A 19,430-nucleotide genomic window follows, 5' to 3' on the forward strand; every position below is an offset into this window, starting at 1 on the left:
GTGTTAGGCTGCCCGCATGAGCGAACCCTCTTCCACGACGAGCGCCGCGGCCGAAGCCGCGCGCTACGCCCTGCTGCGGCGCCTGGCGCCCTCGATGCGGCACCACCTCGTCGTCAACCTGCAGCCCATCGGCATGGTCTACGAGATCATGGACCGGCGGCTGCGCGCGCCCGAGCCGAATTACGCCGAGGTGAAGGAGGGCGCGGGCAAGATCAGCGGCTATGCACGCGCGGCGCTCGCCTCCTGCATCGACGTCGTGACCTGGCTCGCGCCGGACGAGGCGGCGCGCTGCACGGCCGAACAGGGCATCGCCGAATGCCTGTCGCTGATTGCCACCGGCTTCACCTTCCGCGGATTCAGCCTGCGTGACGCAGGCGGTGCGGTGGCGGGCGAGGTGCGGCGTGCGTCGTTCCGCAACGTCGTCACGGGCGCCTTCCTCTGGCTGAGCGACGAACATGCACCCCCCGCGCAGATCGCGATCGGCGCCGAGGCCGCGAACGACGGCCTGGTGATCTCGCTGTCGCTCACGCCCGTGGAGGGTGAACCCGGCTTCGGGAACCCGCCGACCTACCGCCCCATTACGTGGGCCGATGTTGAGGCGCTCGCGGCGGGCGACCGCGTGGCCGTCGTGCGCCAGGGTAGCGGCGTGCGCATCACCTTGCCTTGGGCGCTGGCGAGCGCCTGAGCGGCCGCGCCGCTTTCTCCACCAGACCCGGCACCACGCCGGGCAATTCGCGCGCGAGGTAACCGACGGCGCCGACGCTGCGCGCGAGCGTGCGGCCGGCGAGCGCGTGCAGGACAACGCCCCACGCGCAGGCTTGCTCCAGCGTCGCGCCGCGCGCCGCGAAGCCCGCGATGAGGCCGGCGAGCACATCGCCCGAACCTGACGTGGCCAGGCCCGGGTGCCCGCCGTCGTGGCGCCAGCCGCCGCCATCGGGCGTGGCGACGAGCGTCGCCGCACCCTTGAGAGCCACGGACGCATTCCACTGCGCGCTCGCGCGCCGCGCCACCGATTCGGGATCGCGTGCGATCGCCTCCTTGGCGATGCCGGTGAGGTGCGCCATCTCGCCGGCGTGCGGCGTCACCAGCACCGGTTGCTCGAACCGGCCCATGGCCGCTACCGCATCCATCGCCCCGGCGTCGAGCACCACCGGGATGCCGCGGCACAGCGCGAGCAGCTGCACGATGAAGGGCACGCAGGCCTCGGGGTCCATCAGGCCGGGGCCGACGAGCACGGCTGCTGCGCCTTCGAGCGAATCGGCGAGCACGCCCAAGCCGTCGGCCCGCAGCGCGCCGCTGCCGCTTTCCGGCAGCGCGATCACGCGGGCCTCCGGCACTGCCCGGCCCACCTGCACCGCAACAGACGCAGCCGTCGCGATCACGAGCTTGCCCGCACCCGCGCGCATCGCGGCGACGCCCGCCAGCTGCACGGCGCCCGCGATCTCGCGGCTGCCGCCCACCACCACCACGCGCCCGCGCTCCTCCTTGTCGGCGTCGTGCGCAAGCGCGGGCAAGGGCCATTCGCGCAACGTGCGAACGTCCAGCGGGCGGAAGGTCATGGCTTGGCGGCCACGGGCGCGTCGGGCTCGCGCGTGACCGGTGCGCCGGCTTCCTTCAGCGGGGCGACGAAGTTCACCAGGTCCGTCACCAGGTTGTTCGTGGCCGGGTCGAAGCGGTACGAGGTCACGCCGCAGTTGGGAACGTCACCGCGGCGGTCGATGGTGAGGATCTGTTCCTCGTCCAGGCACTCGACCAGGTAGCGCATGCAGTTGACGATGACCTGGTGGCCCACCACGAGCACGCGCTGGCCGCCGTGCTCGCGCGTCACCATCTCGATCACGCTGCGCAGCCGCAGGATCACGTCGCACCAGCTCTCGCCGCCCGGCGGGCGGAAGTAGAACTTGCCCACGTGTGAGCGCTGCTGCTGCAGCTCGGGATATTTCGCGCGGATGCCATGCACCGTGAGCCGGTCGATGATCCCGAATTCCTTCTCGCGCAGGCGCTCGTCCACGCGCAGCCGCAGGTCCATGCCGGAGGCCTGCAGCAGCAGCCGCGCGGTCTCGCGCGCGCGCACATAGGGCGAGCACAGCAGCACGTCCGGCTGCTCGTCCTTCTTCAGCTTGCCGAACCATTGGCCCAGCGCCAGCGCCTGTGTGCGGCCCAGCTCCGACAGCGGCACGTCGATGTCGCGCTCGGCGATGTCGATCACGGGCAGGCCCGCCGCTTCGGCCGCGTCGCGCGCGACATTGCCCGCGCTCTGCCCGTGCCGCACCACCCACAGCACCTGCGGCCAGGTCTCGTGCAGCCTCTCCCTCATCGCGGCTTGAACCCGATCGCTTTCATCGCCTTCGCGAGGCCTGCGCGCTGCTCGTCGTAGCCGGCCCAGGGCTCGTTGCCCACGTCCAGGCGCTCGTGCACCGTGGCGACGGTCCAGTGCGAGCCACCTTTCAGGCCCGCCAGCTCGTCCCAGCGAACCGGCACCGAGATGCCCAGGCCGGGACGCGCTCGCGCCGACCACGCGCAGACGGTGGTCGCGCCGTAGCCGTTGCGCAGGTAGTCGATGAAAATCTTGCCGACGCGGTTGCCACCGCCCGACTTGGCGACGAAGCGGTCGGGCAGCGTGCGCGACAGGTGCTGCACCACGGCCTGCGAGAAGTCCTTCACCGTGTCCCAGTCGTACTGCTTCTTCAGCGGCACCACGATGTGCAGGCCCTTGCCGCCGCTGGTCTTCAGGAAGTCGGGCAGGCCCAGTTCGCCGAGGAAGGCGTGCACCAGCTGCGCGGCCTCCTGCACCTGCGCCCAGGTCACGCCCTCGCCGGGGTCGAGGTCGAAGGTCACGCGGTCGGGCTTGTCGATCTTCGTGCGCACGCCGTTCCAGGTATGCACCTCGATCACGTTCATCTGCGCCGCCGCGAGCAGGCCTTCCTGCCGCGCGACGTAGACCATGGGCGGCGTGTTGGGCGACACGGACGCATCGAGCGGCTCGATGCCAGCGAGCTTGTAGCGCTCCAGGTGCTTCTGGAAGAACAGCTCGCCGCCGATGCCGTCGGGCGCGCGCACCATCGCGATCGGCCGGTCCTTCAGGTGCGGCCACATCAGCGGCATCACGAGCGCGTAGTAGCGCACCAGGTCGATCTTCTTCAGGCCGCTCTGCGGATCGACGATGCGGTCGGGATTGCTGATGCGCAGCGATGCGGGCAGGCGCGCGTCCGGCGCAGGCGCGGCCGATTGCTTCGCCGCGGCCTTCCCGGCGGACTTGCGCACGATGGCGGACTTGGCGGGCTTGTCCACGGGCGCATCATGCCGCGCCTGCTCGCGGATGACAGACTTGGCCTTCTTGTCGTCGCGCAGGCCGTGGAAGACGGAATGGCGGACGCGGCCGTCGCGCGTCCATTCGCCGAACGCCACTTCGGCCACGAGTTGCGGCTTCACCCAGTGCGACTTGCGCGGGATGGCCGAGTTGGCGGCGAATGCGCTCTTGTCCGCGGCCAGCGCATCGAGGCGCTTGCGCAGGTCACGCAGCGTCTCTTCGTTGAACCCCGTGCCGACGTTGCCGGCGTATTGCAGGTGGCCCTCGCGGTCGTGCACGCCCAGCAGCAGCGAGCCGATGCCGGTGCGCGAGCCTTGCGGGTCGGTCCAGCCGCCGATGACGAATTCCTGGCGGAAGCCGCACTTGAGCTTGATCCAGTCCGACGACCGGCGGTTCGCATAGGCCGAGTTGCGGCGCTTGCCGATCACGCCTTCCAGGCCGAGCTTGCAGGCCGACGCCAGCATCTGCTCGGGCGGCGCGTCGAATTCCTCGGAGAATTTCACCCGAGCGTGGGGCTTGCGTTGCACGATGCGCTGCAGGACCGCGCGACGCTCGACGAGCGGCACCGCGCGCAGGTCGTAGCCGGCGCAGTACGGCAGGTCGAACAGGTAATAGACCAGGTCCGCGGTGCGCGCGGAATCGAACGCGCCTTGCAGCGCCTGGAAGTCCGACGCGCCGTGCGCGCCCGGCATGATGACCTCGCCGTCGTACCAGCCGTCGGGCAGGTCCATCGCCGCCAGCGCCTCCTTCAACGGACCGAGCTTGGCGGTCCAGTCGTTCCCGTTGCGCGTGACGAACGCAATGCGGCCGCGCTCCACGCGCGCGAGCATGCGGTAGCCGTCGAACTTGATTTCGTAGAGCCAGTCGGCCGCGTCGCGCGGCACTTCGTCGACGAGCGTCGCCAGCTCGGGCTGCAGCTCCGAGGGCAGGGCCGCCTTGCGCGCGCCGGCGGGCGGACCGTCGGACGCGGCAGGGGTCGCCGGCGTGCCCTTCGCCTTCGGCCGATCCTCGAGGTCCTTCACGCTGTCGGGCATTTCGTCGACTACGCTGAACTCGGTGGCCGGCCGCGCGAAGCCGTCGCGCTCCTTGATCAGGAGCCACGGGTCTTCGCGCTTTCCGTCGCCCCGGCCCTTCATGCGCACCAGCGTCCAGTGCCCGTGCATCTTGTGGCCGCGCAGCTCGAACTTCAGGCGCCCGTCGCGGTAGCCCTTGTGCGGGTCCTCCGTGGGCACCCACAGGCCTTTGTCCCAGATGATCACCTTGCCCGCGCCGTAGTTGCCGGCGGGGATGGTCCCTTCGAAGCGGTTGTACGAGAGCGGATGGTCCTCGGTGGGCATCGCCATCCGCTTGTCCGCCGGGTCGAAGCTCGGGCCTTTGGGCACGGCCCAGCTTTTCATCGTGCCTTCCAGCTCGAGCCGGAAGTCGTAGTGCAGGCGCGTCGCCCAGTGCTTCTGGATGACGAAGGTGCGCGCCTCTTCATGGGCGACCCCGCCGCCCCTTGGCTCGGGGGTCGCGTCGAAGTTGCGCTTCTCGCGGTAGGTCTTGAGCGCGCCGGACGAGCGGTCGTCGGCCATCAGCCCATCGCGCGCGCCTGGTCGCGCAGCATCTTGATCTGGTCGTGGTTGCGCTGCAGGCCCTGCATCTGGCGCTCGACGATCAGCTTCACGTCGGCGGGCAAGGGCTTCTTCAGCGCCTTCATGTAGCGCGCCTTCGCGTTGTCCTCGCCGCGCTCGGCTTCCTCCAGGATGGCCTTGTCGTCGTACGTGGACAGCGCCGACTTCACGGCGACCCAGCCGCGGTGCACCGCGCCGGCGGCGCTGCCGTGCTCCTCGACCTTGCCGCCGCAAGCGAGGATCTGCTCGTTCAGTTCCATCCAGGCGTTGCGGCAATCGTCGGCGCGCTGCAGGAACGTGGACTTCAGGTCCTCGCGCTTGGCGTGCTCGGCGCAGGCGCGGAAGCCGTACTCGCCGTCCAGCGAGCATTCCGCCAGGTCCTGCAGGACGTCGATGACGTCGTCGCGGTCGCCGCTGTCGTTGCCCGCGCTTTGCGCCGCGCCGACCGCCGCTGCCGCACCCATGGCGCCGCGGCCTTCCATCGGCGTCACGTCGGCCGTGCCGGCCGTGGCCATCGCGCCGCCGCGCATCGAGGAGTCGACGCGGTGCCACGCGGCGCGGCTCGCCGGCTTCGCGCTGTCCCAGTCCAGGCTGGAGCTGCCGCGCGTGGCGTCCCACTCGTTCGCCAGTTGCGGCTCGGCGGCGTCCCAGTCCTCGTAGCGGCCGCGGCCGGTCATGCCGAGGCGGTAGGCCGGGGCGTAGTCGTCGTAGCTGCGGCCCGGCTGGTAGTAGGGCTCACGGTCGTAGTTGTCGCGCCAGTGCGCTTCTTCCACCGTGGGGTCGATCGCCTCGGCTGCCGCGCGGCCGGCGAGCCCGCCGACCACCGCACCGACCACGCCGCCCAGCACCATGCCGGCGGGCCCGCCCACCGTGCCGGCCGCCGCACCGGCGATCGCGCCGCCCACCGCACCGACACCGGTGCCCACCGGATGCGCGCCGGATTCGTCGCTGATCGGGTCGCGGTTCAGGTCCTTGTCTTCAGCCATGTTCTCTGCTCCTTGCGTGTCGATGAAGTGCGCCTCGCGGGCGCGGTGCATTTCCCATCTTCGGCGCGTGCCCCTGCGCGGCAGTCAGCGAAGCGAAAGAGCTCCTGTAGGAGAAGCCCCACGGTCGCGCCGTGGCGCGGCGCCGGGCGGGCGCACAGGCGTTTCCAGCCCCGTCCTACAGCCGGGCAGCGGACGCGGGCGCAATCTGTCCAGAGAACGCGAAGAAAGAGACAAGCATGAAGTACTCGCTGCGCAAGACCCCTTCGCACCTGCACGTGGCCTACAAGTACGGCGAAGGCACGGACGGGTTGATGGGCCGCAACTTCGTCCTGGAAGTCGAAGGCAACGTGCTCACGCTCTCCATCGACCTCACGCCGAACTTCCACACGCGCAGCAAGAGCGCGGCCGCCTACCTGGACGCGGTGAACTTCGCGCACAACCACCACAAGCTGCGCTACCTGCAGTGCGCCGACAACCTCGTGCGCGCACGGCTGATCAAGGCCTGGGAACAGGTGCCCGACCCGAAGCTCGTGATGTGCCTGGAGATGGGGCCGCGCGGGCATTTCCGCTTCGCGGTGGAACCGCACTCGCTGTTCATGGGCGGCATCCAGTTCGACGTGCAGGACGTGCTGGAGGAAGAGGATTCCGGGCGCGGCCGCACGCGCACGCCCGAACTGCACGGATCGAGGCACCTATGAAACACTGGCTGGCACGCTGCGCCGTTGCGGCGCTGATGGGTCTGGCGGCAATCAACGCATCGGCCGACGCCGGCGCGCTGCGCGCCAAGTACACCGAACTGCGCGAGCCGCTGCGCAACAACCCGTACCACCGGCCGATCGTGATCGACTCGGCCGAGCAAGGCGACACGCTCAAGGGCGACATCTACGCGGTGCTGAACCACCCGTACGACGCGCTCGCCAAGAGCCTGCAGGAGCCGGCCGACTGGTGCGCCATCCTGATCCTGCCGTTCAACACCAAGTACTGCCATCCGGTGAAGGGCGACAAGGGCACGACGCTGGCGATGCGCATCGGCCGCAAGGCCGACCAGCCGGTGACCGACGCCTACCGCATCGACTTCGCGCTGCGGCAGGTCGCCGCCGGCGCGGACTATCTCGAAAGCCGTCTGGCGGCGGCGCAGGGCCCGGTGGGCACGCGCGACTACCGCATCGCCATCGAGGCCATCCCGCTCGACGCGAAGCGCACGTTCATGCACCTGAGCTATTCGTACGCCTACGGCGGCATGGGCCGCTTCGCGATGCAGGCCTACCTGTCCACCGCCGGCGCCAACAAGGTGGGCTTCTCGGTGGCCGGCAAGGACGGCAACGGCGAACCCATCTACATCGGTGGGGTGCGCGGCGCGATCGAGCGCAACGTCATGCGCTACTACCTGGCGGTGGATGCGCACCTGGCGTCGCTCACGGCGCCGCCCGACGAGCAGCTCGACAAGCGCATCCAGACCTGGTTCGACTCGACCGAGCGCTACGCGCGCCAGCTGCACGAGATGGACCGCGCGCAGTATGTCGCCATGAAGAAGGGCGAGTACGAGCGCCAGCAGGCGCTCTTGCAGTGACCCTTACTTGAGCCCGGCGGCCGCGCGCAGTTGCGCGGCGCGGTCGGTGCGCTCCCACGTGAACTCCGGCTCCTCGCGGCCGAAATGGCCGTAGGCGGCGGTCTTCTCGTAGATGGGACGCAGCAGGTCGAGCATCTGGATGATGCCCTTGGGACGCAGGTCGAAGTGGTCGTGCACCAGCGACGCGATCTGGTCGTCGGGGATCACGCCGGTGCCTTCCGTGTACACCGTGACGTTCATCGGCTTGGCCACGCCGATCGCATACGCCACCTGGATCTGGCACTGGCGCGCCAGGCCGGCGGCCACGATGTTCTTGGCGACGTAGCGGCACGCGTACGCGGCCGAACGGTCGACCTTGGACGGGTCCTTGCCCGAGAACGCGCCGCCGCCGTGCGGGCACGCGCCGCCGTAGGTGTCGACGATGATCTTGCGGCCGGTCAGGCCGCAATCGCCCTGCGGGCCGCCAATGACGAAGCGCCCGGTCGGGTTGATCAGGTACTTGGTATCCTTCAGCCACTCCTTCGGCAGCACCGGCTTGATGATCTCCTCGATGCAGGCCTCGACGAAGGAGGGCAACATTTTTTTGCCGTCGCTCATCTCGGGGCTGTGCTGCGACGACAGCACCACCGTGTCGATCGAATGCGGCTTGCCGTCGACGTAGCGCATCGTGATCTGGCTCTTGGCATCGGGGCGCAGGAAGGGCAGGCGGCCGTCCTTGCGCAGCTGCGCCTGGCGCTCGACGATGCGGTGCGCGTAGTGGATGGGCGCGGGCATGAGCTCGGGCGTCTCGTCGCACGCGTAGCCGAACATCAGGCCCTGGTCGCCGGCGCCGGTGTTCAGGTAGTCGTCGCTGGCGTGGTCCACGCCCTGGGCGATGTCGCTGGACTGCTTGTCGTAGCAGACCATCACTGCGCAGCCCTTGTAGTCGATGCCGTACTCAGTGTTGTCGTAGCCGATGCGCTTGATGGTGTCGCGCGCGACCTGGATGTAGTCCACGTGCACGCCGGGCTTGGTCGTGATTTCGCCGGCCAGCACGACGAGGCCGGTGTTGGTCAGCGTCTCGGCCGCCACGCGCGCGCGCGGGTCCTGCGTGAAGATCGCGTCGAGGATCGCGTCGGAAATCTGGTCCGCCACCTTGTCGGGGTGGCCTTCGGAGACCGATTCGGACGTGAAGAGGAAGTCGTTCGCCATTCGATAAACTCCAATGAATCACTAAGGCGCGTTGCCTCGTGCCGGAGCTTGGGGCGAACGCTTTAGCAGAATTATTTTTGAGTCGCCCTGCAAGTAGTTCATAACTCGGCGACGGGGACATTCTAGCCGCTTCATGAAGACCTTCCTGCGCGCGCTCGCGCTGCTGCCGCTGCCTGTCCTGCATGCGGCGGGCGCCGCCGTGGGTTGGCTGTCCTTCCTGCTGTCGCCCACCTACCGCCGCCGCTTCCTGGCGAACGCGCGCCAGGCGGGTTTCCGCTTCGGGACCATCCGGGCGGCCGTGGCCGAAAGCGGCAAGCTCGTGACGGAAATCCCGCGCCTGTGGTTCGGCCGCCCCGCGCGCACCGAATGGCGCGGCGGCGAGGTGGTGCAGGCGGCGCTGGCCGCCGGGCGCGGCATCCTCTTCCTGACGCCGCACCTGGGGTGCTTCGAGGTGACCGCCCAGGCCTATGCGCGCGACTTCGGGCCCATCACGGTGCTGTACCGGCCGGCGCGCAAGCCCTGGCTGCGCGAACTCGTCGCCACCGCGCGCGTGCGGCCCAACCTCGCGGTCGCACCGACGACCGTGGGCGGGGTCAAGCAATTGCTCAAGACCTTGAAATCCGGCGGGGCCGTCGGCCTGCTGCCCGACCAAGTGCCGCCGCGCGGGCAGGGCACGTGGGCGCCCTTCTTCGGCCAGCCGGCCTACACCATGAACCTGCCCGCGCGCCTGGCGAAGCAGGCCGGCGCGCGGGTGCTGCTGATCTGGGGCGAGCGCCTGTCGTTCGGGCGCGGCTTTCGCATGCACGTCAGCCCCTGGGACGAGCCGATGGCCGAAGACGCCGAAGGTGCGGCGGCGCAGCTCAACCGCCGCATGGAGGCGATGGTGCGCGATTGCCCGTCGCAGTACATGTGGGGTTACGCGCGCTACAAGCAACCGCGCGAGGAGCTGGCGCTGTGATCAGCCGCCTGGGTATCCTCTTCATGCGGGCGATCTCGCACCTGCCGCTGGGCGTGGTGCGCGCGATGGGCGCCGCGCTCGGTGCCTTCCTGTACGTGGTCGTGGTCCCGCGCCGGCGCATCGCGATGCGCAACCTCGAGCTGTGCTTCCCGCGGTGGACCGTGGCGCAACGCCGCCGCACGGTGCGTTCGCATTTCATCCGCTTCGCGCAGGCCTGGCTGGACCGCAGCTGGCTGTGGCATGCGCCCGCCGACGTCGTGCGCCAGCGCCTGCAGCTGGCCGGCTCGGTGCACGAGATCGACGGCGACGCGCCGGTGATCCTGTTCGTGCCGCACTTCCTCGGGCTCGACGCCGGCGTCACGGCCATCACGCTGCTCACGCAGCGGCGCATCCTCGGCGTGTACACCAAGCAGTCGAACGCCATCGTCGACGAATGGATCTTCGAGGGCCGCCACCGCTTCACAACCGATTCGCGCGCGGTGCACCGCTCCGAAGGCGTGCGCGACATGATCGCGGCCGTGCGCGGCGGCGCGGCGATGTACCTGCTGCCCGACATGAATTTCGGCGCGGAGGATTCGATCTTCGTGCCGTTCTACGGCGTGCAGGCCGCCACCGTGCCGTCGCTGCCGCGCTTCGCGCGCCTGTGCAAGGCCAAGGTGGTGCCGCTCACCACGAAGCTCACGGACGCGGGCTACGAAGTGCGCCTGCACCCGGCCTGGGACGACTACCCGACGAGCGACGTCGCGGCCGACACGGCGCTGATGAACAAGCGCCTGGAGGTCTACATCGACGAGATGCCCGACCAGTACTACTGGGTGCACAAGCGCTTCAAGACGCGCCCGCCCGGCGAGCCGCCGGTGTACTAGCTGTTGGCGAGGAAGGTGGCCAGGCGGTCCGCGACGAAGCGCGGGCGCTCGTGCACGATCCAGTGCGTCGCGTCGGGCACGCGTTCCACCGTGAGCCTTGGGATGTACTCCTCGAGCCCGTCGACGAGCTCGGGGCACAGCGCGTCGTCCCGCATCGCCCACAGCACGAAAGTCGGGATGTTCACGGTGAGCATCTCGCGCGGCAAGGTGACGGCCCCCGCGGCGGGGTCGCCCTCGCGCCCCGGGCGCAGCGGCGAGGCGCGGTAGTAGTTCAGGCCGCCCTGCAGGCTGGCATCCCACACCTCCCGGTACTGCTGTTTCACGGATTCCGTCAGCCACTCGCCGCCGTGCTCCTTGAAGAAGCCGAACAGGCGCCGGTAGTCGCCTTCGCGCAGGAGCGCCGCCGCGTCGTCGCGGATCAGGAAGTTCATGTACGCGCTGGCCGCCTGCTGCTTCGGGCTGCGCTGCAGCTCGCGCAGGAAGGTGCCGGGGTGCGGCGAATTGACGATCATCAGCCGCTTCGTGACCTCGGGCCGCTGGTTGGCGATGTTCCAGGCGATGGCGCCGCCCCAGTCGTGCGCGATGAGGCATTCCAGCGGCTGGCCCTCGATGCCGATGAGCGTGACGATGTCCTGCAGGATGTGCTTGGCGCGGTACTGCTGCACCTCCTCGGGCTGGGAGGACTTCTCGAAACCGCGCAGGTTGGGCGCCACGGCGCGGTACCCGCGCGCGCCGAAATGCTCCAGCAGCTCGTCCCACACGAACGCCGCCTCGGGAAAGCCGTGCAGGAACATCAGCACGGGCTTGCCGCGCTCGCCCGCGGCGCGGCAGCTCAGGGTGATGCCGTGCGGCAGCTGCCGCTGGAAGGTCTCGATCGTCATGGGTTCTCCGCGTGCGTCCAGTTCCACAGGAGCAAGGCGGTTTCTTCCACCCCCTGCTTCCTGAGTGCGGAGAACAGTTTCACTTCACCGCCGCCGGCTTGCAGTCGCGCAATCGACAGCGCCTTGGCCCCTTCGCTGCGCGTGAGCTTGTCGGCCTTGGTCAGCAGCACCAGGAATTTCAGGCCCTGCTCGACCCGCGGGCGGATGACTTCCAGCAGGATCTCGTCCAGCTCGGTCACGCCCTGGCGCGGGTCGACCAGGAGCACCACACCCCTCAGGTTGGGCCGGGTGACCAGGTAATTGGCCATCACCTGCTGCCAGCGCGCCTTGTCCTGCTTGGGCACGGCCGCGTAGCCGTAGCCCGGCAGGTCGGCCAGCACAGCATCCGTGATGCCCTGCTTGCCCAGCGAGAACAGGTTGATGCTCTGGGTACGCCCGGGCGTCTTGGAGGCGAAGGCCAGTCGCTTCTGCTGCGCCAGGGTGTTGATGCAGGTGGACTTGCCCGCGTTGGAGCGGCCGACGAAGGCCACCTCGGGGATGGCGCTTTCGGGCAGGAATTCGAGGGTGGGCGCCGTGGTGAGGAAGCGCGCGGTGTGCATCCAGGCCAGCGCCTGCGCCGCCGTGCGCGCGCCGGCCGGCGCCGGGGAGGAGGTCATGGGGGCGCATTGTAGAATCGTGCGGTTTTGCGCCCCCGCGCGCGCCCCAAAAACAAGACCCAGCCCATGAAGCCGTTCGCCCTCGTGCTTGCCGCCCTGATCGCGGTGCCCGCCTCCCTGTCGTTCGCCGCCGGAAGCGCGCCGCAGCCGGCCGCCGCGGCCCCTGCCGCCGCCAAGCCCGACCTGAACGCCGGCAGCACCAAGTACGGCGCGGTGTGCGCGGCCTGCCACGGCGCCGACGGCAACTCCGGCGTGCCCGCGAACCCCAAGCTCGCGCAGCAGCACCCCGAATACATCGTCAAGCAGCTCGCCGAGTTCAAGAGCGGCAAGCGCCCCAGCCCCATCATGCAGCCCATGGCCGCGCAGCTCTCGGATGCCGACATGCGCAACATCGCCTACTGGGCCGGCTCGCAGAAGGCCAAGACCGGCTTCGCGAAGGACAAGGAGCTGGTCACCCTGGGCGAGAAAATCTACCGCGGCGGCATCCTCGAGAAGCAGGTCGCTGCCTGTGCCGGCTGCCACAGCCCCAACGGCGCCGGCATTCCCGCGCAGTTCCCGCGCCTGTCCGGCCAGCATGCCGACTACACCTACGCGCAGCTCGTCAGCTTCCAGACCGGCGCGCGCAAGAACAGCCCGCAGATGGTGGACATCGCCACCCGCCTGTCCGAGCGCGAGATGAAGGCCGTGGCCGACTACATCGCCGGGTTGCGCTGAATCAAGCTGAACCAACCGCCGCACAACTAGCCTAAGAAGGGCGGGCAAGGAGCCCGCCCTTTTGTTTTCATGACCACCGCCACGTCCGGCCTGCAGATCCGAAGCGAATCGCCGCGCCTGCGCACGGCGGTGGAGCTGCTGTCGTCGATGCGCTTCTCGATCTCGCTGCTGACGGTGATCTGCATCGCATCCGTGATCGGCACCATCATCCAGCAGCAGGAGCCGCTGGTGAACTACGTGGACAAGTTCGGACCCTTCTGGGCCCAGCTGTTCATGGCGCTCAAGCTCAACGCGGTCTACAGCGCCGCGTGGTTCCTCGTGATCCTGGCGTTCCTCGTCGTCAGCACGTCGCTGTGCATCGCGCGCAACACGCCGAAGATCGTCACCGACCTGCGCGCGTACAAGGAGAACATGCGCGAGCAGAGCCTGCGCGCCTTCCACCACCGCGCCGAGGCGCCGGTGGCGCAAGCGCCCGAGGCGGCCGCCTCGCGCATCGCGCAGGTGCTGGTGCACGGCGGCTGGAAGGTGAAGCTGCAGCAGCGCGATTCGGGCTGGATGGTGGCCGCCAAGCGCGGGGCGGCCAACAAGGTCGGCTACCTCGCCGCGCACAGCGCCATCGTGCTGGTGTGCCTGGGCGGCCTGCTCGACGGCGACATGATCGTGCGCGCGCAGATGTGGCTGGGCGGCAAGACGGCGTTCAACGGCGGCGGGATGATCGCCGACGTGCCGGCGCAGCACCGGCTGCCCGCGAGCAACCCGACCTTCCGCGGCAACCTGATGGTCGCCGAAGGCACGGCCTCCAGCACCGCGGTGCTGAACCAGTCCGACGGCATCGTGATCCAGGAACTGCCCTTCGCCATCGAGCTGAAGAAGTTCATCGTCGAGCACTACTCGACGGGCATGCCCAAGCTGTTCGCCAGCGAGATCGTCATCCACGACAAGGCCACCGGCGAAAAGATCCCCGCTCGCGTGGAAGTGAACCACCCTGCGAGCTGGCGCGGCATCGAGATCTACCAGGCCAGCTTCGATGACGGAGGCTCCCGCGTGAAGCTGCGCGCCGTGCCCGTCAACGGCGGCAAGCCTTTCGAGGTCGAAGGCGTGATCGGCGGCAGCACGCAGCTGACCAAGGGCCCGGGCGCAGGCGCGGAGAAGATGACGCTGGAGTTCACGGGCCTGCGCGTGATCAACGTCGAGAACTTCGGCGGCATGGACAAGGGCGGCGCGGACGTGCGCAAGGTGGACCTGCGCGCTTCGCTCGACGCGCAGCTGGGCGCCGCCAACAAGTCGGCGACGAAGAAGGAGCTGCGCAACGTCGGCCCGAGCGTGAGCTACAAGTTGCGCGACGCGGCGGGCCAGGCGCGCGAGTTCAACAACTACATGGCGCCGGTGGACATGGGCGACGGCGTCGCGGTCTACCTGATGGGCGTGCGCGAGACGCCCGCCGAGGCCTTCCGTTACCTGCGCGTCCCGGCCGACGACCAGGGCGGGCTCGACGGTTTCGTGCGCCTGCGCCAGGCGCTGATGGACGCCGACCTGCGCGAGAAGGCCGTGAAGCGCTACGCGGCCAAGGCCACCGACCCGTCGAATCCGGAGCTCGCGGCGCAGCTGGTCACGTCGGCCAGCCGCGCGCTGGCGATGTTCGCGGGTGTCGGTACGCCGCCCGGGCCCGGCGGCAAGCCGGTGGCGGGCCTGCAGGCCATCTCGGATTTCATGGAGGCCAACCTGCCCGAGCCCGAGCGCGCCCGCGCCGGCGAGGTGCTGGTGCGCATCCTGAGCGGGGCTCTGTTCGAGCTGGCGCAGCTCACGCGCGAGCAGGCGGGCCTGAAGCTGCTGGAGCCCAGCGAGAAGACGCAGGCCTTCATGTCGCAGGCCGTGCTGGCGCTCAGCGACGTCAACGCCTACCCCGTGCCCATCGCGTTCGAACTGGCCGACTTCCAGCAGGTGCAGGCCAGCGTGTTCCAGGTCACGCGCGGCCCCGGCAAGGGCATCGTCTACCTGGGCTGCGCCTTGCTGATCCTGGGCGTCTTCGCCATGCTCTACGTGCGCGAGCGGCGCCTGTGGTGCTGGGTCACGCCGGCCGGGGAGGGCGCCCATTGCGCCATGGCGCTGTCGAGCAACCGCCGCACCCTCGACACCGACCGGGAATTCGAGCATCTGAAAGAATCGCTCCTCGCAGCGAAGGCCGCATGAACACCGCCACCACCACCCTGACCCTCACGCCGGGCTACTTGTCCACCCGCACGTGGTTCGACTGGCTCTTTGCCGCCATCGTCGCCGCGGGCGGGGCGTATGTCTTCGCCAACTACGCGCAATACATGGACGTGTACGAGAAGGGCATCCTCGTCGGGGCGGTTCCCGCCGCGATCTGGATCGGCTGGTTCTGGCGCCCGCTGCGCGCGCTGATGCTGGTGGTCGCCGGCGCCGCGCTGCTGTCGATCGCGTCGTATGCGGGCGACCTGGCGCGGGCCGAGAGCGTCTTCTGGCTCAAGTACTTCCTCTCCAGCCAGTCCGCGATCCTCTGGATGAGCGTGCTGTTCCTGATGGCGACGCTGTTCTACTGGATCGGCTTCTTCGCGCGCGGCCAGGCCGCGGCGATGACCCGCATCGGCTCGGGCCTGGTCTGGGCCGCGGTGGCGATGGCCCTGATCGGCACGATGGCGCGCTGGTACGAGAGCTACCTGATCGGGCCGGACATCGGCCACATCCCGGTGAGCAACCTGTACGAGGTGTTCGTCCTGTTCTGCTGGCTCACCGCCGCCTTCTACCTGTACTTCGAGGACCACTACGACACGCGCGCGCTCGGCGCATTCGTGATGCTGGTGGTCAGCGCCGCGGTCGGCTTCATGTTCTGGTACGCGGTGGTGCGCGAGGCGCACGAGATCCAGCCGCTGGTGCCCGCGCTCAAGAGCTGGTGGATGAAACTGCACGTGCCCGCCAACTTCATCGGCTACGGTACGTTCTCGCTGGCGGCGATGGTGTCGCTGGCCTACCTGCTCAAGCAGGCGTCCGCGCGCTCGCTGTGGATCGGCCTGGTGGGATTCCCCGCGGCCTTCGGCATCGGCATCCCGGCCCTGTTCCTGGCTTTCGGCGGCCTCGCCGCGGACACCGCGTCCAGCGTGCTGCGCACGATGTCGATCGCGGCGACGCTGGTCGCGATCGACGCCGCGCTGGTGGCCTTGCGTTCGCGCATCAACCCGGCGACGCCGTCGCTCGAAGTGCTCGACGACGTGATGTACAAGTCCATCGCCGTCGGCTTCGCCTTCTTCACCATCGCCACAGTGCTCGGCGCGCTGTGGGCCGCCGAGGCCTGGGGCGGCTACTGGAGCTGGGACCCGAAGGAAACTTGGGCGCTGATCGTCTGGCTCAATTACGCGGCCTGGCTGCACATGCGCCTGATGAAGGGCCTGCGCGGCGGTGTCGCGGCCTGGTGGGCCTGCGTCGGCCTGCTGGTGACGACTTTCGCCTTCCTCGGCGTGAACATGTTCCTGTCGGGCCTGCACAGCTACGGCAAGCTCTGAGCGCGGCGCGGGGTCTTGGCATCCATGTAAGACTCGGCCGCGTATCCCGACCAAGGCCAGGAAGGAAGCTGCCATGCTGATCAGGACACGCGACGACGGATTCATCCACCCGCTTTCCAGCGAGATCACGCCGCGCGCGGTGTACGAGCAGCGGCGCGGGTTCATGAAGCTCATGGCAGCCGGCGCCGCCGGTTCCGTGCTGGCATCCTGGGCCTCGCGCGAAGCCTTCGCGCAGGTGGCGCGCCCGGGCAAGCATGCGGTGTTGCAGACGGTGAAGTCCGGCGTCCCAGGCGCGACCACGATGGAGAAGGTCACCGACTACAAGGACGCCAGCACCTACAACAACTTCTACGAGTTCGGCACCGACAAGTCCGACCCGGCGAAGAACGCGCACACCCTGAAGACGACGCCGTGGACCGTGGAGGTCACGGGCCTCGTCAAGAAGCCGGGCAAGTACGCGATCGAGGACCTGCTGAAGCTCGCGCCGCTGGAAGAGCGCATCTACCGCCTGCGCTGCGTCGAAGGCTGGTCGATGGTGATCCCCTGGGTCGGCTACTCGCTGTCGAAACTGGTCGAAAAGGTCGAGCCGCTGGGCGGCGCGAAGTTCGTGGAGTTCGAGACGCTGGCGGACCGCAACACGATGCCTTTCGTCGGCTCGCGCGTCCTCGACTGGCCCTACGTCGAGGGCCTGCGCCTGGACGAGGCAATGCATCCGCTCGCGCTGCTCACCTTCGGCATGTACGGCGAGGTGCTGCCCAACCAGAACGGCGCGCCGGTACGGCTGGTGGTGCCGTGGAAATACGGCTTCAAGAGCGCCAAGAGCATCGTGCGCATCCGCTTCTCGCCCACCGAGCCGAAGACGGCGTGGAACAAGGCGGCGGCCAACGAGTACGGTTTCTTCAGCAACGTGAATCCCAACGTGGACCACCCGCGCTGGTCGCAGGCCACCGAGCGGCGCATCGGCGAGGGCGGCGGGCTGTTCGCCAAGCGCACCAAGACGCTCATGTTCAACGGCTACGAGGCGCAGGTCGGGCAGCTGTACGCCGGCATGGACCTGAAGAAGTTCTACTGATCGCACGGTGAATGCCGCCAAGGCCCTGATGCACCCGGCGGCGAAGCCCGCCGTCTTCGTGCTGTCGCTGCTGCCGTTCGCGTGGCTGTTCTACGCGGCGGCCACCGACAACCTCGGCGCGAACCCGCAGGAGTATTTGATCCGATCGCTCGGCGACTGGACGCTGCGCTTCCTGTGCCTGACGCTTGCCGTCACGCCGCTGCGCATGATCACGGCAACGCCCGCGCTCGCGCGCTTTCGCCGCATGCTGGGGCTCTTCACCTACTTCTACGTCGTGCTGCACCTGCTGGCCTACAGCGTGTTCGACAAGGAACTGGTGTGGTCCGAGATCGCGAAGGACATCGCCAAGCGGCCGTTCATCCTCGTGGGGTTCACCGCGTTCGTGCTGCTCACGCCGCTGGCGTTGACGTCGTTCAACCGGGCGGTCAAGGCGCTGGGCGCCAGGCGCTGGCAGGCGCTGCACAAGCTGGTCTACGTGATCGCCGGGCTGGGCATCCTGCACTTCTTCTGGATGCGGGCCGGCAAGAACAACTTCGCCGAGGTGTTCGTCTACGCGGGCATCCTGGCCGCGCTGCTTGGCTGGCGCGTGTGGAACCGCTTCAAGCCCCGGGCAGCAGCTTCTCCACCCGCATCAGGTCCGCAGGCGTCTCGCGCTCGCGGATGACGAAGGCGCGGTCGCCGTCGACCAGTACCTCCGCGGCGCGGCCTCGCGTGTTGTAGTTGCTGGCCATGCTCATGCAGTACGCGCCTGCCGACATCACGGCGAGGAAGTCCCCGGGCTGTGCCGCAAGCTCGCGGTCGCGGCCGATCCAGTCGCCGCTTTCGCACACGGGGCCGACGACGTCGTAGGGCGACGAATTGCCTGACCGCTTCGCGACCGGTTCGATCGCATGGAAGGCCTGGTACATCGCGGGCCGCGGCAGGTCGTTCATGGCGGCATCGACGACGCAGAAGTTCTTGTGCTCGCCCGGCTTGAGGTACAGCACCTCGGTCACGCAGATCGCTGCGTTCCCGACGAGCGAGCGGCCGGGCTCGATCATGAAGCGCCGCTGGCCGAAGCCGCGCGCATCGATGCGCTCGAACAGCTTGCGCCACAGCGCGTCCGCCGCCGGCGGCGCGTCGCCCTTGTAGGTGATGCCCAGCCCGCCGCCGAAGTCGATGTGGTGCAAGGGGATGCCCGCGCCCTCGATCGCCTGCACCAGGTCGAGGATGCGCTCCATCGCGTCGAGGTAGGGGCCCTCGTCGGTGATCTGCGAGCCGATGTGGCAATCGATGCCTTCCACGCGCAGCCCGGGCAGGGCGGCCGCGCGGCGGTACGCATGCAGCGTGCGGTCGTGCGCGATGCCGAACTTGTTGCCCTTCAGGCCCGTGGAGATGTAGGGATGCGTCTTGGGGTCGACGTCGGGGTTGACTCGGATGCTGATGGGCGCGACCTGGCCCAGCTCGACCGCCACGCCGTTGAGCACTTCGAGTTCGGCTTCGCTCTCGACGTTGAAGCAGCCGATGCCGGCCTCGAGCGCGCGCTTCATCTCGGCGCGCGTCTTGCCCACGCCTGAGAAGATGATGTCCTGCGGCTTGCCTCCGGCCGCGAGCACACGCTCGAGCTCGCCGCCCGAGACGATGTCGAAGCCGCAGCCGGCCTGCGCGAACACCTGCAGCAGGGCCAGCGACGAATTGGCCTTCATCGCGTAGCAGATGCGGAAGTCGCGGCCCGCGAAGCCGCGCTGGTACGCGGCCAGCGCGGCCAGCATGGAAGCCTTGGCGTACACGAAGAGCGGCGTGCCATGCCGGCGTGCGAGGTCCCCCACGCGGACGCGCTCGGCGAAGAGCTCGTCGCCCTGGTAGTGGAAATGGGGTGCGCCGGGAAGGCTCGTCGTCGTCATGGCCGCGGCGCGGGGTTGGCCTGCCCGGTGCCCGTGTTCGTCACGGCCGAGTCGGGCGGGGTCGGGTTGAGCGTCTGCGGCAGCGTTGCGCGCGCGGCGGCGGCATCGCCGGTGGGCAGGTACAGCGGGCCCTTCTGCCCGCAACCCGCGAGGGCCGCGAGGACAAACGCGATGCCTAGAATGGGGCGCAAGAACTTTGTCACCGCCGGATT

Annotated in this window: 19 protein-coding genes; 10 read left to right on the forward strand and 9 right to left on the reverse strand. The window is 69.0% G+C overall.

The features are described 5' to 3' along the window. The first annotated feature begins 16 nt into the window (after window positions 1–16). Window positions 17–685 carry a hypothetical protein gene (locus tag WG903_RS06180; protein ID WP_340073364.1) on the forward strand — a complete coding sequence of 223 codons (669 nt, stop codon included), beginning with the start codon at window positions 17–19 and terminating at the stop codon, window positions 683–685. Here WG903_RS06180 and WG903_RS06185 read toward each other — a convergent pair. Genes WG903_RS06185 through WG903_RS06200 form a run of 4 tightly spaced genes read right to left on the reverse strand, consistent with a single transcriptional unit; the run spans window position 654 to window position 5,909 of the window. Beyond that, window positions 654–1,559 carry an NAD(P)H-hydrate dehydratase gene (locus WG903_RS06185; RefSeq protein ID WP_340073365.1) on the reverse strand — a complete coding sequence of 302 codons (906 nt, stop codon included), beginning with the start codon at window positions 1,557–1,559 and terminating at the stop codon, window positions 654–656. The two genes, WG903_RS06180 and WG903_RS06185, sit on opposite strands and share 32 nt — an antisense overlap. Next, on the reverse strand, window positions 1,556–2,317 hold the full coding sequence (locus WG903_RS06190; RefSeq protein ID WP_340073366.1) for a histidine phosphatase family protein: 762 nt from the start codon (window positions 2,315–2,317) through the stop codon (window positions 1,556–1,558). The genes WG903_RS06185 and WG903_RS06190 overlap by 4 nt, the downstream gene beginning before the upstream one ends. Further along, window positions 2,314–4,884 (reverse strand): DNA ligase D, encoded by a 2,571-nt coding sequence (gene ligD / locus WG903_RS06195; RefSeq protein ID WP_340073367.1) that lies wholly within the window; start codon window positions 4,882–4,884, stop codon window positions 2,314–2,316. Before ligD ends, WG903_RS06190 begins: the two co-directional genes overlap by 4 nt. After that, window positions 4,884–5,909 (reverse strand): ferritin-like domain-containing protein, encoded by a 1,026-nt coding sequence (locus WG903_RS06200; protein ID WP_340073368.1) that lies wholly within the window; start codon window positions 5,907–5,909, stop codon window positions 4,884–4,886. The genes ligD and WG903_RS06200 overlap by 1 nt, the downstream gene beginning before the upstream one ends. A 236-nt stretch (window positions 5,910–6,145) precedes the next feature. On the opposite strand from WG903_RS06200, the gene WG903_RS06205 reads away from it, so the two are divergent. Both WG903_RS06205 and WG903_RS06210 read left to right on the forward strand, forming a co-directional pair. Further along, entirely contained in the window at window positions 6,146–6,607 is a 462-nt protein-coding gene (locus tag WG903_RS06205) for a hypothetical protein (RefSeq protein ID WP_340073369.1), read from the forward strand. Continuing rightward, entirely contained in the window at window positions 6,604–7,479 is an 876-nt protein-coding gene (locus tag WG903_RS06210; protein WP_340073370.1) for a hypothetical protein, read from the forward strand. Before WG903_RS06205 ends, WG903_RS06210 begins: the two co-directional genes overlap by 4 nt. A gap of 3 nt (window positions 7,480–7,482) precedes the next feature. On the opposite strand, the gene metK is transcribed toward WG903_RS06210, so the two are convergent. Then, on the reverse strand, window positions 7,483–8,670 hold the full coding sequence (metK, locus tag WG903_RS06215; protein ID WP_340073371.1) for a methionine adenosyltransferase: 1,188 nt from the start codon (window positions 8,668–8,670) through the stop codon (window positions 7,483–7,485). 133 nt (window positions 8,671–8,803) lie between these two features. Between metK and WG903_RS06220 the strand changes: the two genes are divergently transcribed. Together WG903_RS06220 and WG903_RS06225 are read left to right on the forward strand one after the other, a co-directional pair. Then, the gene (locus WG903_RS06220) at window positions 8,804–9,628 is read left to right on the forward strand and encodes a lysophospholipid acyltransferase family protein (protein WP_340073372.1); all 825 of its coding nucleotides are present in this window, start codon (window positions 8,804–8,806) and stop codon (window positions 9,626–9,628) included. Then, window positions 9,625–10,494, forward strand: coding sequence for an LpxL/LpxP family acyltransferase (locus tag WG903_RS06225; RefSeq protein ID WP_340073373.1), 870 nt, complete (start codon window positions 9,625–9,627; stop codon window positions 10,492–10,494). The genes WG903_RS06220 and WG903_RS06225 overlap by 4 nt, the downstream gene beginning before the upstream one ends. On the opposite strand, the gene WG903_RS06230 is transcribed toward WG903_RS06225, so the two are convergent. Together WG903_RS06230 and yihA are read right to left on the reverse strand one after the other, a co-directional pair. After that, window positions 10,491–11,375 carry an alpha/beta fold hydrolase gene (locus WG903_RS06230; RefSeq protein ID WP_340073374.1) on the reverse strand — a complete coding sequence of 295 codons (885 nt, stop codon included), beginning with the start codon at window positions 11,373–11,375 and terminating at the stop codon, window positions 10,491–10,493. The genes WG903_RS06225 and WG903_RS06230 overlap by 4 nt on opposite strands. Continuing rightward, window positions 11,372–12,031 carry a ribosome biogenesis GTP-binding protein YihA/YsxC gene (yihA, locus tag WG903_RS06235; protein ID WP_340073375.1) on the reverse strand — a complete coding sequence of 220 codons (660 nt, stop codon included), beginning with the start codon at window positions 12,029–12,031 and terminating at the stop codon, window positions 11,372–11,374. Before yihA ends, WG903_RS06230 begins: the two co-directional genes overlap by 4 nt. A gap of 66 nt (window positions 12,032–12,097) precedes the next feature. On the opposite strand from yihA, the gene WG903_RS06240 reads away from it, so the two are divergent. The 5 genes from WG903_RS06240 to WG903_RS06260 all read left to right on the forward strand — a co-directional run bounded on the left by WG903_RS06240 (window position 12,098) and on the right by WG903_RS06260 (window position 17,999). After that, the gene (locus WG903_RS06240) at window positions 12,098–12,745 is read left to right on the forward strand and encodes a c-type cytochrome (RefSeq protein WP_340073377.1); all 648 of its coding nucleotides are present in this window, start codon (window positions 12,098–12,100) and stop codon (window positions 12,743–12,745) included. 69 nt (window positions 12,746–12,814) lie between these two features. Beyond that, window positions 12,815–14,935, forward strand: a complete 2,121-nt coding sequence (locus WG903_RS06245; protein WP_340073378.1) for a cytochrome c biogenesis protein ResB — start codon at window positions 12,815–12,817, stop codon at window positions 14,933–14,935. After that, entirely contained in the window at window positions 14,932–16,263 is a 1,332-nt protein-coding gene (gene ccsB / locus WG903_RS06250; protein ID WP_340073379.1) for a c-type cytochrome biogenesis protein CcsB, read from the forward strand. The genes WG903_RS06245 and ccsB overlap by 4 nt, the downstream gene beginning before the upstream one ends. Before the next feature lie 73 nt (window positions 16,264–16,336). Next, entirely contained in the window at window positions 16,337–17,335 is a 999-nt protein-coding gene (msrP, locus tag WG903_RS06255) for a protein-methionine-sulfoxide reductase catalytic subunit MsrP (protein WP_340073380.1), read from the forward strand. Window positions 17,336–17,363: 28 nt separating this feature from the next. Further along, window positions 17,364–17,999: a sulfite oxidase heme-binding subunit YedZ gene (locus tag WG903_RS06260; protein ID WP_340078203.1), complete on the forward strand. Its 636-nt coding sequence runs from the start codon at window positions 17,364–17,366 to the stop codon at window positions 17,997–17,999. On the opposite strand, the gene lysA is transcribed toward WG903_RS06260, so the two are convergent. Both lysA and lptM read right to left on the reverse strand, forming a co-directional pair. Continuing rightward, the gene (lysA, locus tag WG903_RS06265; protein ID WP_340073381.1) at window positions 17,935–19,218 is read right to left on the reverse strand and encodes a diaminopimelate decarboxylase; all 1,284 of its coding nucleotides are present in this window, start codon (window positions 19,216–19,218) and stop codon (window positions 17,935–17,937) included. The genes WG903_RS06260 and lysA overlap by 65 nt on opposite strands. Continuing rightward, window positions 19,215–19,421: an LPS translocon maturation chaperone LptM gene (gene lptM, locus WG903_RS06270; protein WP_340073383.1), complete on the reverse strand. Its 207-nt coding sequence runs from the start codon at window positions 19,419–19,421 to the stop codon at window positions 19,215–19,217. The genes lysA and lptM overlap by 4 nt, the downstream gene beginning before the upstream one ends. Window positions 19,422–19,430: the final 9 nt, after the last annotated feature.

The organism is Ramlibacter sp. PS4R-6 (assembly GCF_037572775.1).
GTDB lineage: Bacteria > Pseudomonadota > Gammaproteobacteria > Burkholderiales > Burkholderiaceae_C > Ramlibacter.

Excerpts from the sequence above, each read along its gene's own strand:
- WG903_RS06220 (WP_340073372.1), top strand. The coding sequence starts at position 8,804 with ATGAAGACCTTCCTGCGCGCGCTCGCGCTGCTGCCGCTGCCTGTCCTG.
- WG903_RS06185 (WP_340073365.1), bottom strand. The coding sequence starts at position 1,559 with ATGACCTTCCGCCCGCTGGACGTTCGCACGTTGCGCGAATGGCCCTTG.
- WG903_RS06190 (WP_340073366.1), bottom strand. The coding sequence starts at position 2,317 with ATGAGGGAGAGGCTGCACGAGACCTGGCCGCAGGTGCTGTGGGTGGTG.
- yihA (WP_340073375.1), bottom strand. The coding sequence starts at position 12,031 with ATGACCTCCTCCCCGGCGCCGGCCGGCGCGCGCACGGCGGCGCAGGCG.
- WG903_RS06200 (WP_340073368.1), bottom strand. The coding sequence starts at position 5,909 with ATGGCTGAAGACAAGGACCTGAACCGCGACCCGATCAGCGACGAATCC.
- WG903_RS06205 (WP_340073369.1), top strand. The coding sequence starts at position 6,146 with ATGAAGTACTCGCTGCGCAAGACCCCTTCGCACCTGCACGTGGCCTAC.
- ligD (WP_340073367.1), bottom strand. The coding sequence starts at position 4,884 with ATGGCCGACGACCGCTCGTCCGGCGCGCTCAAGACCTACCGCGAGAAG.
- WG903_RS06230 (WP_340073374.1), bottom strand. The coding sequence starts at position 11,375 with ATGACGATCGAGACCTTCCAGCGGCAGCTGCCGCACGGCATCACCCTG.
- ccsB (WP_340073379.1), top strand. The coding sequence starts at position 14,932 with ATGAACACCGCCACCACCACCCTGACCCTCACGCCGGGCTACTTGTCC.
- lysA (WP_340073381.1), bottom strand. The coding sequence starts at position 19,218 with ATGACGACGACGAGCCTTCCCGGCGCACCCCATTTCCACTACCAGGGC.
- WG903_RS06260 (WP_340078203.1), top strand. The coding sequence starts at position 17,364 with ATGCACCCGGCGGCGAAGCCCGCCGTCTTCGTGCTGTCGCTGCTGCCG.
- WG903_RS06180 (WP_340073364.1), top strand. The coding sequence starts at position 17 with ATGAGCGAACCCTCTTCCACGACGAGCGCCGCGGCCGAAGCCGCGCGC.
- WG903_RS06245 (WP_340073378.1), top strand. The coding sequence starts at position 12,815 with ATGACCACCGCCACGTCCGGCCTGCAGATCCGAAGCGAATCGCCGCGC.
- msrP (WP_340073380.1), top strand. The coding sequence starts at position 16,337 with ATGCTGATCAGGACACGCGACGACGGATTCATCCACCCGCTTTCCAGC.
- metK (WP_340073371.1), bottom strand. The coding sequence starts at position 8,670 with ATGGCGAACGACTTCCTCTTCACGTCCGAATCGGTCTCCGAAGGCCAC.
- WG903_RS06240 (WP_340073377.1), top strand. The coding sequence starts at position 12,098 with ATGAAGCCGTTCGCCCTCGTGCTTGCCGCCCTGATCGCGGTGCCCGCC.
- WG903_RS06210 (WP_340073370.1), top strand. The coding sequence starts at position 6,604 with ATGAAACACTGGCTGGCACGCTGCGCCGTTGCGGCGCTGATGGGTCTG.